General features: G+C 57.5%; 12 protein-coding genes. 8 read left to right on the top strand and 4 right to left on the bottom strand.

Annotated features, from left to right (window positions below):
• The first annotated feature begins 433 nt into the window (after window positions 1–433).
• Window positions 434–1,555: a ribosomal protein uL16 3-hydroxylase gene (locus tag AC2CGP_RS24095; protein ID WP_370611316.1), complete on the top strand. Its 1,122-nt coding sequence runs from the start codon at window positions 434–436 to the stop codon at window positions 1,553–1,555.
• A gap of 54 nt (window positions 1,556–1,609) precedes the next feature.
• Here the strand turns inward: AC2CGP_RS24095 and AC2CGP_RS24090 are convergent, their stop codons facing one another.
• A complete protein-coding gene (locus tag AC2CGP_RS24090; protein WP_045386894.1) occupies window positions 1,610–3,052 on the bottom strand; it encodes a Cu(+)/Ag(+) sensor histidine kinase in 1,443 nt (480 codons plus the stop codon).
• Window positions 3,042–3,725: a copper response regulator transcription factor CusR gene (gene cusR / locus AC2CGP_RS24085; protein WP_008807068.1), complete on the bottom strand. Its 684-nt coding sequence runs from the start codon at window positions 3,723–3,725 to the stop codon at window positions 3,042–3,044. Before cusR ends, AC2CGP_RS24090 begins: the two co-directional genes overlap by 11 nt.
• Before the next feature lie 173 nt (window positions 3,726–3,898).
• Between cusR and AC2CGP_RS24080 the strand changes: the two genes are divergently transcribed.
• The 7 genes from AC2CGP_RS24080 (at window position 3,899) to AC2CGP_RS24050 (ending at window position 11,612) form a co-directional block, all read left to right on the top strand.
• Window positions 3,899–5,284 carry an efflux transporter outer membrane subunit gene (locus AC2CGP_RS24080; protein ID WP_411303288.1) on the top strand — a complete coding sequence of 462 codons (1,386 nt, stop codon included), beginning with the start codon at window positions 3,899–3,901 and terminating at the stop codon, window positions 5,282–5,284.
• Between the two features lie 17 nt (window positions 5,285–5,301).
• On the top strand, window positions 5,302–5,646 hold the full coding sequence (gene cusF, locus AC2CGP_RS24075) for a cation efflux system protein CusF (protein ID WP_015368490.1): 345 nt from the start codon (window positions 5,302–5,304) through the stop codon (window positions 5,644–5,646).
• A gap of 45 nt (window positions 5,647–5,691) precedes the next feature.
• Complete coding sequence (locus AC2CGP_RS24070; protein ID WP_370611321.1) at window positions 5,692–6,954, top strand: efflux RND transporter periplasmic adaptor subunit; 1,263 nt, start codon at window positions 5,692–5,694, stop codon at window positions 6,952–6,954.
• Between the two features lie 11 nt (window positions 6,955–6,965).
• Complete coding sequence (locus AC2CGP_RS24065) at window positions 6,966–10,115, top strand: CusA/CzcA family heavy metal efflux RND transporter (protein ID WP_370611323.1); 3,150 nt, start codon at window positions 6,966–6,968, stop codon at window positions 10,113–10,115.
• 196 nt (window positions 10,116–10,311) lie between these two features.
• On the top strand, window positions 10,312–10,440 hold the full coding sequence (locus AC2CGP_RS24060; protein ID WP_264673803.1) for a hypothetical protein: 129 nt from the start codon (window positions 10,312–10,314) through the stop codon (window positions 10,438–10,440).
• Complete coding sequence (locus AC2CGP_RS24055; protein WP_370612129.1) at window positions 10,433–11,152, top strand: DNA/RNA non-specific endonuclease; 720 nt, start codon at window positions 10,433–10,435, stop codon at window positions 11,150–11,152. The genes AC2CGP_RS24060 and AC2CGP_RS24055 overlap by 8 nt, the downstream gene beginning before the upstream one ends.
• A 115-nt stretch (window positions 11,153–11,267) precedes the next feature.
• A complete protein-coding gene (locus AC2CGP_RS24050) occupies window positions 11,268–11,612 on the top strand; it encodes a DUF1294 domain-containing protein (protein ID WP_047053152.1) in 345 nt (114 codons plus the stop codon).
• A 126-nt stretch (window positions 11,613–11,738) separates the two neighbouring features.
• On the opposite strand, the gene AC2CGP_RS24045 is transcribed toward AC2CGP_RS24050, so the two are convergent.
• Both AC2CGP_RS24045 and AC2CGP_RS24040 read right to left on the bottom strand, forming a co-directional pair.
• The gene (locus AC2CGP_RS24045; protein ID WP_042894158.1) at window positions 11,739–12,008 is read right to left on the bottom strand and encodes a hypothetical protein; all 270 of its coding nucleotides are present in this window, start codon (window positions 12,006–12,008) and stop codon (window positions 11,739–11,741) included.
• A 233-nt stretch (window positions 12,009–12,241) separates the two neighbouring features.
• Window positions 12,242–12,373, bottom strand: a 132-nt coding sequence (locus AC2CGP_RS24040; RefSeq protein ID WP_484502462.1) for an IS3 family transposase, incomplete at its 5' end; no start/stop codon positions are given.

Raw genomic sequence — 12,373 nt, 5'->3', positions numbered from 1 at the left:
TAGCGCTCTGTCGCGAGGTGGCGTATATTACGCTTTCCTCTTTCAGAGTCAACCCTGAATTTCAGAATTTTTCTCTTTAACCGAACCGGCTGTTTGTGTGAAGTGATTCACATCTGCCGTGTCAGTGGGTGCGCATTATAGGGAGCTGCTGAGATATAGCAAGCCTTAAAATACAAAAAACTTATCAAGCGCTCATTAATTACACTTTTCACGTTTATCCTTCTTGATATATAAATGCGAAAACCCAGTGTTCATGCGGCTTGTAGCGTAGTTACAGTCAAAATCGTTTTTTGCGAAAAAGTGATTTTTCTCGCTCTGCCGACGCCCTCACAACGCTAATGGTGAATTAAGCATCACTCTTGACCCATGACAAAGCGCCACGCTTTCCCTCCTTTCTATAATCAGAGCCGTTTCTTCCTACTGGTAATAATCTATGGCTTATCAACTCAACATTAACTGGCCCGAGTTCTTAGAGAAGTACTGGCAAAAGCAGCCGGTCGTATTAAAGAAGGCGTTCCCTAACTTCATCGACCCCATTACGCCAGACGAGCTGGCCGGGTTAGCCATGGAACCGGAAGTCGATAGCCGGCTGGTCAGCCTGGTCAACGGTAAGTGGCAGGCCAGTAACGGTCCTTTTGAACATTTTGATGGGCTGGGCGAAAGCGGCTGGTCATTGCTGGCCCAGGCGGTAAACCACTGGCATATGCCTGCCGCCGAACTGGTACGCCCATTCCGCGTACTCCCGGACTGGCGTTTAGACGACCTGATGATCTCCTTCTCCGTTACTGGCGGCGGCGTTGGCCCACATATCGATCAGTATGACGTCTTTATTATTCAGGGCATGGGGAGCCGCCGCTGGCGCGTGGGTGACAAGCTGCCGATGCGTCAGTTCTGTCCGCATCCGGCGCTGCTGCACGTTGATCCGTTCCCGCCGATTATTGATGAAGATCTGGAGCCGGGCGACATCCTCTATATTCCGCCTGGATTCCCACACGACGGAGTGACCCACGAAACGGCACTGAACTACTCCGTCGGCTTCCGTGGGCCAAACGGCCGCGACCTGATCAGCAGCTTCGCCGACTATGTGCTGGAAAACGACCTCGGCGGGGAACACTACAGCGATCCGGACCTCACCTGCCGCGACCATCCGGGCCGGGTTGAAGAGTATGAACTCGACCGTCTGCGCAACATGATGATCGACATGATTCGCCAACCCGAAGACTTCAAGCAGTGGTTCGGCAGTTTCGTCACCACGCCGCGTCACGAACTGGATATTGCTCCGGCGGAACCGGCATATGAAGAAGAGGAAGTGGTCGATGCGCTGCTGGGCGGGGAAAAGCTTTCTCGCCTGAGCGGCCTGCGCGTTCTGCATATCGGCGACAGCTTCTTCGTGCATAGCGAACAACTCGACACCACCGATGCCAGCGCGCTCGATGCGCTGTGTCGCTATACCTCGTTAGGTCAAGAAGAGCTCGGCAGCGGCCTGAAAAATCCGGCGTTCGTTAGCGAACTGACGCGGCTGATTAATCAGGGCTACTGGTATTTCGAAGAGTAAGAGAACGGCAATACTGCGGGCAGTCGCCTGGCGCTGCCCGCTTGCTTTCAGCCGTTATTGCGCATATTTCGGCAACACGATAATAAAGCGAGTGGAGCGCAGATCGGACTGCACCGCTACGCTGCCGTGGTGAGCGCTGACAATCGATTTTACAATCGCCAGACCGATGCCGCTGCCCTCGCCTTTGCGCTGGCGCGAGGGGTCGACGCGATAGAAACGATCAAACAGGCGTGGCAGATGCGCGGCGGCAATCGGTGCGCCGGGGTTCTCCACCACCAGGCGAATCTTCTCGGCGCTTTCGCTCAACTGAATGGTCACCGCCTGCCCGGCCGGCGTATAGCGAATCGCGTTCGACAGCAGGTTGCTGATTGCCCGCCGCAGCATCAGCGGGTCGCCAATCACCCGGCAATGGCTACCGACAAAACGCAGCGCCACCTCTTTTTCTTCCGCCCACGCTTCAAAGAACTCAAACACCTTATTCACTTCCTCGGCCAGGTCCAGCGCCCGTTGTTCGGGGATCAGTTGGTTATTATCCGCCTGGGCAAGGAACAGCATATCGCTGACCATCCGCGACATGCGCGAGAACTCTTCGAGATTGGAATAGAGCACCTCTTCCAGCTCCTGCTGGCTGCGGCTCTGGCTTAAGGCGATTTCAGTTTGCGTGACCAGGTTGGTAATCGGCGTACGGATTTCATGGGCGATATCGGCGGAAAAGTTCGACTGGCGGGTAAAGACATCCTCTATGCGCTCCAGCATATGGTTAAACGACAGCGCCAGCCGTTCCAGCTCGATGGGCACCGCCTGCGGGTCGAGGCGCACATCGAGATCCCGGGAGGTAATATTCTGGATCTGGCGGCTGATCTGGCGAATCGGCTTATGCCCCTGATAGACCACAAACAGCACGATGGCGATGATCAGCAGGCTGATTATCGACGCCGCGGAAATCAGCTTTGCTTTGAGCTCATTAATATAGTGCAGGTGAAAGTCGATCGATAAGGCCATCAGCAGATGCCAGGCCGGTTTGCCATCTGCCTGCTTGCCCAGCGGCAACATGATTAGCCGCCAGGAGCGGGTCTCCATTTGATGATTATCATGAACCATTTCCCGCGGCTGCGGGTCGGTCCATGAAATCACATTACCGTCGCGCAACTTCATCGCCAGCCCCGGCGTGCTCATAATATGGCTGAGTTCCGGGCCGTCTGGCGACTGAAACAGAATATTGCCCTCGGCATCATCCAGACAGATAAAGACGTTAGCGTAGCCGCCAATCACGTTTTTTAAGATCTCCAGCCGCCGCTCCTGCGGATAGTCGGCGTGGTTGAGCACCGTCTCAAGCGTGGTACTGAGCTGCTTGAGGTCGTGAACGTCGCGCTCTTCAAAGTGAGCCTTCACCGAATGGATCATGATCCAGGTGAAGGCAAAGAATGCAATGATGGTGGCGAGGCTGATAAAGAAGGTCAGCCGGGTGGCCAACGAAAAGGGGCGCTTAGCGGCCATCCGGCACCTCAAGCATATAGCCGACGCCGCGCACGGTCTGGATAAGCTTCGGCTCGAAGTCGTTATCGATTTTGGCGCGCAGCCGCTTCACCGCCACGTCGATAGCGTTAGTGTCGCTGTCGAAATTCATATCCCACACCTGCGACGCGATCAGCGAACGGGGTAGCACCTCGCCCTGATGGCGCAAGAAGAATTCCAGCAGGGTAAACTCTTTGCTGGTCAGGGTGATACGAGTCGCGCCACGCGTCACCTTACGGCTCACCAAATCAACGCTGAGATCGGCCGCCTGAAACTGGCTTTCTACTATTACCGCCGCCCCGCGACGCAGCAGAGTGCGCACCCGCGCCAGCAGTTCCGCAAAAGCAAAGGGCTTCACCAGATAGTCGTCGGCGCCCAGCTCCAGCCCCTTCACCCGATGCTCGATAGTGCCAAGCGCGGTGAGCAGCAGGATCGGCATCCCTTTATTGGCGGCGCGCAGCATGCGCACGATATCCCAGCCGTTGACGTCCGGCAGCATGATGTCGAGGATCAGCAGATCGTAGTCGCTGGTCATCGCCAGGTGATAACCGTTAAGGCCGTTGTCGGCCAGGTCGACGACGAATCCGGCTTCGGTAAGCCCTTTGGTCAGGTACTCCCCGGTTTTCTTCTCATCTTCGACAATCAAAATCTTCACGGTTGGCTCCTTCACGCGCGCTCTGTGCGGGTATTCAATTTTAGAGGAGCCCCTCCGGATAGCAATGAAATATCAGGAAAATGACAGCTTTGTCATTTTCCTGTCACGCGTTGAACAGAGCCCGCTGCGTAAAGTATCCGCCATTGATAAATCGCCGAAAACCGTCTGTCGCCATGCGCCCAATAAAGCTTCTTACTCTCAGCGTGATATTCGCCTTAACCGGCTGTTTGTCACTTGCTCCGGACTACCAGCGCCCCGCCGCGCCGGTACCGCAGCAGTTCTCTCTCAGCCAGAACAAACTGGTTACCGCGACGGCGGGCTACCAGGAGACCGGTTGGCGCACCTTTTTCGTCGACCCGCAGGTGAAAAGCCTGATTAGCACCGCGCTGACCAACAACCGCGATCTACGGATGGCGACGCTGAAAGTGCAGGAAGCCCGCGCCCAGTACCGGGTGACCGACGCCGACCGCTACCCGCAGCTTAACGGCGACGGCAGCACCACCTATGGCGGCAAGCTCAAAGGCGACACCACCACCAGCAGCGATTATGCCGCCGGCTTGAATCTCAGCTACGACCTCGACTTCTTTGGCCGGTTGAAAAACCTTAGCGAGGCCGACCGACAGAACTTCTTCGCCAGCGAAGAGGCGCGGCGCACGGTGCATATCCTGTTGATTGCTAACGTTTCACAAAGCTACTTCAACCAGCGGCTGGCGGCGGCGCAGCTGCAGGTGGCGAACGACACCTTGCAGAACTATCAGCAGTCTTACGCCTTCGTTGAAAAGCAGCTGCTGACCGGCAGCACCACCGTGCTGGCGCTGGAACAGGCGCGCGGGATGATCGAAAGCACCCGCGCCGATATCGCCAAACGGCAAGGTCAACTTGCGCAGGCCAATAACGCCCTGCAGCTACTGCTCGGCAGCTATCAACGGCTGCCGGACGATAACGCCAGCAGCGCGGTAGACCTGAAAGGCGTAACCCTGCCGCCGTCGCTCTCCTCAGAGATCCTGCTGCAGCGGCCGGATATTTTAGAGGCCGAACACAGCCTGCTGGCGGCCAACGCCAATATCGGCGCCGCGCGGGCGGCCTTCTTCCCGTCGATTACCCTGACCAGCTCGCTCTCTGGCAGCAGCAGCGAGCTCTCCAGCCTGTTTAACGCCGGCAGCGCGATGTGGACCTTCATCCCCAAAATTGAACTGCCGATTTTCAACGCCGGGCGCAATCAGGCCAACCTTGACCTGGCGGAGATCCGCCAGCAGCAGCAGGTAGTCAACTATGAACAAAAGATTCAGTCCGCCTTTAAAGAGGTGGCCGACGCGCTGGCCCTGCGCCAGAGCCTGGCCGATCAGACTGCCGCCCAGCAGCGTTATCTCGCTTCACTAAATATCACCCTGCAGCGCGCCACCGCGCTCTATCGTCACGGCGCGGTCAGCTACATCGAAGTCCTGAGCGCCCAGCGCGACATTTTCACCACCCGACAAACCCTGCTGGAACTCAACTATTCCCGTCAGGCGAATGAAATCACCCTGTTCACCGCTCTCGGCGGCGGCTGGATGGAATAACCCGAGGAGTTTTGATTATGAATTCACTGTCTAAAATCGCCCTGTTCACCCTGCTCTCTGGCGCGGTGTTCGCCGCCCAGGCTGCCGAACCGCACGCCGGCATGGCGATGCATGAACAACCCGCCGCCGCGCAGACGCAAAGCATCACTGGTAAAGGCGTCATTAAAGCCATTGATATGGATAGCAAAAAAATCACTATCGCCCACGAGGCCATCCCGGCGGTGAACTGGCCGCCGATGACCATGCGCTTCACCATCACCCCGCAGACGCAGCTCAACAATGTGAAGGACGGTGACAGCGTGGACTTCACCTTCGTTCAGCAGGGCAATCTGTCGCTGTTACAGGATATCCGCGCCCAATAACGGCCCGGCGACGGTAGGCCCCCTCAATAACTGAATGGACGACACATGGCATCCCTGACACTGAAAAATACGGCGCTGATCCTCGGCAGCATGGTAATTGGCGGCGCGCTTACCGCGGCGCTGTATACCCGACTGACGCCGACAATGGATAGCGCTCCGGCAGCCGAGCAGCAGCGTAAAGTACTGTTCTGGTACGACCCGATGTACCCGAATACTCGCTTTGATAAACCGGGTAAATCGCCGTTTATGGATATGGACCTGGTGCCGAAATACGCTGATGAGGAGAGTGCCGTCGCCGGTGCGCCAGGGGTGCGTATCGACCCGACGCAGACCCAAAACCTCGGCGTAAAAACCGCCGCGGTCACCCGCGGGCCGCTGCGCTACGCCCAGACATTCCCGGCCAACATCAGCTATAACGAGTACCAGTACGTGATTATGCAGGCGCGGGCGGCGGGCTTTATTAATAAAGTCTATCCGCTGACCGTCGGCGACAAAGTCAAGCAAGGCACGCCGTTGCTCGAGCTGACCATCCCGGACTGGGTGGAAGCGCAGAGCGAATATCTGTTGTTGCAGGAGACCGGGGGCACCGCCACGCAGGTCGAGGGGATCCTTGAGCGTCTGCGCCTTGCCGGAATGCCGGATGACGATATCCGCCGCCTGAAAACCACGCGTAAAATCCAGACCCGCTTTACTCTCAAAGCACCGATCGATGGCGTTATTACCGCCTTCGATCTGCGCGCCGGAATGAATATCGCCAAAGATAATGTGGTGGCGAAAATTCAGGGCATGGACCCGGTGTGGGTCAGCGTGGCGGTACCGGAATCCATCGCCTGGCTGATTAAAGACGCCTCGCAGTTCGCCATTCAGGTTCCCGCCTGGCCGGGAAAAACCTTCAGTATCAACAAATGGACCATTCTCCCCAGCGTCGATAGCGCCACCCGTACGCTGCAGCTACGCCTGCAGGTCAACAACCCGGATGAAGCGCTGAAGCCGGGGATGAACGCCTATCTGAAACTGACCAGCGAAAGCGCGCCAATGTTGCTGATCCCATCAAAAGCGTTGATCGACAGCGGCAGCGAGCAGCGAGTGATTACCGTGGATAACGAGGGCCGCTTCGTGCCGAAGCTCGTACAGGTATTCCATGAATCCGCCGGCGTTACGGCCATTCGCAGCGGTCTGCAGGAGGGCGAAAAAGTCGTCGCCAGCGGCCTGTTCCTGATCGACTCGGAAGCCAATATCTCCGGCGCGCTGGAGCGCATGCGCGCGCAGGCTCCTGATGTCACGGCTCCTGCCGCCCACGCGCACTGAGGAACGGAACAATGATTGAATGGATTATCCGCCGCTCGGTGGCCAACCGTTTCCTGGTGATGATGGCGGCGCTGTTCCTCAGCATCTGGGGGACCTGGACCATCATCCACACCCCAGTAGACGCCCTGCCGGACCTCTCCGACGTACAGGTAATCGTCAAAACCAGCTATCCGGGGCAGGCGCCGCAGATCGTTGAAAACCAGGTCACCTGGCCGCTGACCACCACCATGCTGTCAGTCCCCGGCGCGAAAACGGTGCGCGGTTTCTCGCAGTTTGGCGCCTCCTACGTGTATGTAATATTTGAAGACGGCACCGATCCTTACTGGGCGCGCTCGCGGGTGCTGGAGTATCTCAATCAGGTGCAGGGCAAACTGCCCGCAGGGGTCAGCGCCGAAATGGGTCCGGACGCCACCGGCGTTGGCTGGGTCTTCGAGTACGCGCTGGTCGACCGTAGCGGCAAACATGACCTCGCCGAACTGCGCTCGTTGCAGGACTGGTTCTTAAAATATGAGCTAAAAACCATTCCTAACGTCTCGGAAGTGGCGTCGGTAGGCGGCGTGGTCAAGGAGTATCAGATTGTCGTCGACCCGATGAAGCTGACCCAGTACGGCATCAGCCTCGGCGAGGTGAAATCGGCGCTGGACGCCTCTAACCAGGAGGCGGGCGGCTCTTCCGTCGAACTGGCGGAAGCCGAATATATGGTGCGCGCCAGCGGCTATTTGCAAACGCTCGACGACTTCAAAAATATCGTACTGAAGACCGGTGACAACGGCGTGCCGGTCTATCTCGGCGACGTCGCGCGAGTGCAGATTGGCCCGGAGATGCGCCGCGGTATCGCCGAGCTTAACGGCGAGGGCGAAGTCGCCGGCGGCGTGGTGATCCTGCGCTCCGGCAAGAACGCCCGCGAGGTGATCTCGGCGGTCAAAGAGAAGCTGGCGTCGCTGCAAAGCAGCCTGCCGGAAGGGGTTGAAGTGGTCACCACCTACGACCGCAGCCAGCTTATCGACCGCGCCATCGACAACCTCAGCCACAAGCTGCTGGAAGAGTTTATCGTCGTCGCGCTGGTCTGCGCCCTGTTCCTGTGGCACGTGCGCTCGGCACTGGTGGCGATTATTTCGCTGCCGCTCGGCCTGTGTTTCGCCTTTATCATGATGCATTTCCAGAGGCTCAACGCCAACATCATGTCGCTGGGCGGGATCGCCATTGCGGTAGGGGCGATGGTCGATGCCGCCATCGTGATGATAGAGAACGCCCATAAGCGGCTGGAGGAGTGGGAACATCAGCACCCGGGAGAGAAGCTAAGCAACGACATCCGCTGGAAAATCATTACCGATGCGTCGGTGGAGGTCGGCCCCGCGCTGTTTATCAGCCTGCTGATCATTACCCTGTCGTTTATCCCGATTTTCACCCTCGAAGGCCAGGAGGGCAAACTGTTCGGCCCGCTGGCCTTCACCAAAACCTGGTCGATGGCCGGGGCGGCGCTGCTGGCGATCGTGGTGATCCCGATCCTGATGGGCTTCTGGATCCGCGGCAAGATCCCGGCGGAGAACAGCAATCCGCTGAACCGCTTTTTGATCCGCATTTATCACCCGCTGCTGCTGAAGGTACTGCACTGGCCGAAGACTACCCTGCTGATCGCGCTCCTGTCGATCCTGACGGTTATCTGGCCGCTTAACCGGGTCGGCGGCGAGTTTCTGCCGCAGATTAACGAAGGCGATTTGCTGTATATGCCGTCAACGCTGCCGGGGATCTCCGCTGCGCAGGCGGCGGATATGCTGCAGAAAACCGATAAGCTGATCATGACGGTGCCGGAAGTGGCGCGGGTGTTCGGCAAAACCGGCAAGGCCGAAACCGCCACCGACTCGGCGCCGCTGGAGATGGTAGAGACCACGATTCAGCTCAAGCCACAGGATCAGTGGCGACCGGGGATGACCATGGAGAAGATCGTCGAGGAGCTGGATAAAACTGTGCGTCTGCCGGGGCTGGCGAACCTGTGGGTGCCGCCGATCCGCAACCGCATCGACATGCTCTCCACCGGCATCAAGAGCCCGATCGGCATTAAAGTTTCCGGCACTAACCTGGCCGATATCGACGCCATCGCCGAACAAATTGAAGTGGTGGCGCGCACCGTGCCGGGGGTCACGTCAGCATTAGCCGAGCGGCTAGTCGGCGGGCGCTACCTCAACATTGATATTCAGCGTGAGAAGGCGGCCCGCTACGGCATGACCGACGGCGACGTGCAGTTGTTCGTCTCGTCCGCCATCGGCGGCGCGATGGTTGGCGAAACGGTAGAGGGCGTCGAGCGATATCCGATCAACATCCGCTACCCGCAGAGCTATCGCGACAGCCCGGAGATCCTCCGCCAGTTGCCGATCCTCACGCCGCTGAAGCAGCAGATCGTGCTCGGCGACGTCGCCGAGGTTAAAGTCGTTACCGGGCCATCGATGCTGAAGACCGAGAACGCCCGCCCGACCAGTTGGATCTACATCGACGCTCGCGACCGCGATATGGTGTCGGTGGTGCGCGATCTGCAGCAGGCCATCGGCAAAGAGGTGAAGCTGAAGCCGGGCATCAGCGTCTCCTACTCCGGGCAGTTTGAGCTGCTGGAGCGCGCCAATCAGAAGCTGAAGCTGATGGTGCCGATGACGCTAATGATTATCTTCGTGCTGCTGTACCTGGCGTTCCGCCGCTTCGGCGAGGCGTTGCTGATTATCACCAGCGTGCCGTTCGCCCTCGTCGGCGGGATCTGGTTCCTCTACTGGATGGGGTTCCATCTGTCGGTGGCCACCGGTACCGGCTTTATCGCCCTCGCCGGGGTGGCGGCAGAATTTGGCGTGGTGATGCTGATGTACCTGCGCCACGCCATTGAGGCGGAGCCATCGCTGGAGAACCCGCAAACCTTCAGCGCCGATAAGCTCGACGAGGCGCTGTATCAGGGCGCGGTACTGCGCGTGCGGCCAAAGGCGATGACCGTGGCGGTGATTATCGCCGGCCTGCTGCCGATTTTATGGGGCACCGGCGCCGGGTCAGAAGTGATGAGCCGTATCGCCGCGCCGATGATTGGCGGGATGATCACTGCGCCGCTGTTGTCGCTGTTTATCATTCCGGCGGCATATAAGCTGATGTGGCTGTATCGGCATCGGGGCAAGCGCGGAGAATAAATAAAGACAAGCCCGTTGGTATTTCACCGGCGGGCTTTTTTATTATTAGCCCCACAAGCAATTACCTCATTTAACCCTCACCCGTTCTCATATTATCTCATCCTCTGCGCCAATCGGCCTTCACTCGACGTTATTCCCTTTAGCTTCATTGATTTTCCTGCTCACCCTGATTGCGTATTTATCACGCGGAGAAAAGGTGGGCCTTAATTCAATGAGCGCTATCGATGAACCTGAATCCTTTTCCACCCTGTTTATTTTTGCTGTTATTACTTTCCACCCTGAGCACGATATCACCCAGCCATGCCGCGACAGTAAAGGTGGATAATTGCGAAGTTGGCTGCCCAACCGGCGGCAGCCAACAGACGCTTTTCCGCGCGGCCTACACGCTGAACAATAACCCCCGCCGTAAGCTGGCCAACTGGGTAGCGTATAAAATCACCCGCGCCAGCGAGGCCAGTAACCGGGAGAGAGTGTGGAAGCAGGACCCCGATTTACCCGCTGCCGATACCCTGGCGCCCGCCGACTATCGCCGGGCCAACACCTTACTGGCGGTCGATCGCGGCCATCAGGCACCGCTGGCGAGCCTCGGCGGCGCGGAGGACTGGCCTGCGCTGAACTATCTGTCGAATATCACTCCGCAGGAAGCGGCGCTGAATCAGGGGGCATGGGCGCGGCTGGAAGACGCGGAGCGCGCGTTGGCCGAGCGCCCGGAGGTGACGGCGGTTTATGCGGTTACCGGGCCGCTGTTCGAGCGGCATATCGCCACCCTGCCCGCCGCGCCGGGCGTGGAGATCCCCAGCGGCTACTGGAAGATTATTTTCCTCGATAGCGGCCCGCAGAGCGGCCAGTACGCAGCATTTGTGCTGGACCAGGCGACGCCGCGCGATGCTAATTTTTGCGACCATCAGGTGACGGTGGCGGAGATCGAGCGCCGCACCAGTCCGCATTTGACGCTGTGGTCGGCACTGCCGGCCTCTGTTTCTACATCGCTAAAGACTCTGCCGGGGACGCTGGCGCGGGAGATGGGTTGCAGGTAGGGAACGGAGGGGTAAAGTTGTCGACCTGTCGCGATTAACAATCGGCGTCTTACCGCCAGCCAACAAACCAGGTATAGTTGCTCTCCCTGCCACCGCTAAGCGCTGTTGATATTGTATGAAGCTCGGTTATTTTTGTTACTTCCTGCTGGCCCTTGCCGCCGTTGGCAGCCTGTTGCTGCCCTATTCCATCGCCATGTGGTTCCTGCTGGCGAACGTGCTGACCTGGCTTATCTACGGCATCGACAAATTAGCCGCCCGTAAAGCCTGGAGCCGGATCCCGGAATCCACCCTGCTGACGTTCGGCTTGCTTGGCGGATGGCCGGGCGCGATTGCCGGGCAGCAGTGTTTTCGCCACAAAACCCAGAAGCAGCCATTCAGAACATATTTCATTATTAGCATCGTGCTGAATGTTGTGGTGCTGGTTGGCGGATATTGGCTGTATCGGGGATATGGGGTGTAGGGTTGATTAGTTGAATCTTGGCTAAGCAAACTATTAACGAGAAAGCAGAAGTAGATCGCGAGGTTTATTGGATGATTGGCAAGAATCGTAACTAAGTGAAGATGAGGGCTGGGACAGTTACTACTTTTAGCCCACCCGCTGATAATCGTTCTCCCTTGATCCCACGGCCACACAGCATGCACTCACCATACTGATGTAATAATGAGAAGGATTAGGAAGTTGTTCCATCAGCCATGGCTGCTCAGTTGAATATTCGCAATCAGTGGTAGCCACCCACCACACCGGCTCGCCATCCAGCATCATCGGCTGGGCTTCATGATAATGTTCATCCCAACCGCGACCACTCGTATCAGCATAGGCTTTAGCTATAGCAATAGCCTGTTCGCGAGAAATCATCGTTGAACTCCGTACCAAACACTATACATTATTCCTCCCACCGTGATTGGCCCTAAAAGCATGCCAGCAGCTTCATGCCTCAATAAAGAGAATGTTATCTCATAAGTATTACCTAGCGGAAATTTAAATCCCTGAATGATGTACTCTCTACTCATACCTCTGGCTCTTAACAAACCAATAGTTTCAGCAAGGGCCTCTTCAAGATAACGTAATATTGAATCGCCACGGATAATCTAGACACTTCCGAGCCGTTGATAATACTGGTTTTCATATTCTGTCGGTGACATCTGATTGCTTGAACCATGCCGACGCTTACTGTTATAAAACATTTCGATGTAATCAAAAATATCGCTGCGGGCTTCTTC

It is taken from the genome of Klebsiella sp. SYXHC3, from assembly GCF_057196925.1.
The sequence above is the reverse complement of the archived record's forward strand: the minus strand, read 5'-3'. Positions and strand labels throughout refer to the sequence as shown.

Bases quoted from the DNA above. Each gene is read 5' to 3' on its own strand.
- AC2CGP_RS24095 (WP_370611316.1), top strand. From the start codon at position 434: ATGGCTTATCAACTCAACATTAACTGGCCCGAGTTCTTAGAGAAGTAC.
- AC2CGP_RS24090 (WP_045386894.1), bottom strand. From the start codon at position 3,052: ATGGCCGCTAAGCGCCCCTTTTCGTTGGCCACCCGGCTGACCTTCTTT.
- AC2CGP_RS24080 (WP_411303288.1), top strand. From the start codon at position 3,899: ATGCGCCCAATAAAGCTTCTTACTCTCAGCGTGATATTCGCCTTAACC.
- cusF (WP_015368490.1), top strand. From the start codon at position 5,302: ATGAATTCACTGTCTAAAATCGCCCTGTTCACCCTGCTCTCTGGCGCG.
- AC2CGP_RS24070 (WP_370611321.1), top strand. From the start codon at position 5,692: ATGGCATCCCTGACACTGAAAAATACGGCGCTGATCCTCGGCAGCATG.
- AC2CGP_RS24065 (WP_370611323.1), top strand. From the start codon at position 6,966: ATGATTGAATGGATTATCCGCCGCTCGGTGGCCAACCGTTTCCTGGTG.
- AC2CGP_RS24050 (WP_047053152.1), top strand. From the start codon at position 11,268: ATGAAGCTCGGTTATTTTTGTTACTTCCTGCTGGCCCTTGCCGCCGTT.
- AC2CGP_RS24045 (WP_042894158.1), bottom strand. From the start codon at position 12,008: ATGATTTCTCGCGAACAGGCTATTGCTATAGCTAAAGCCTATGCTGAT.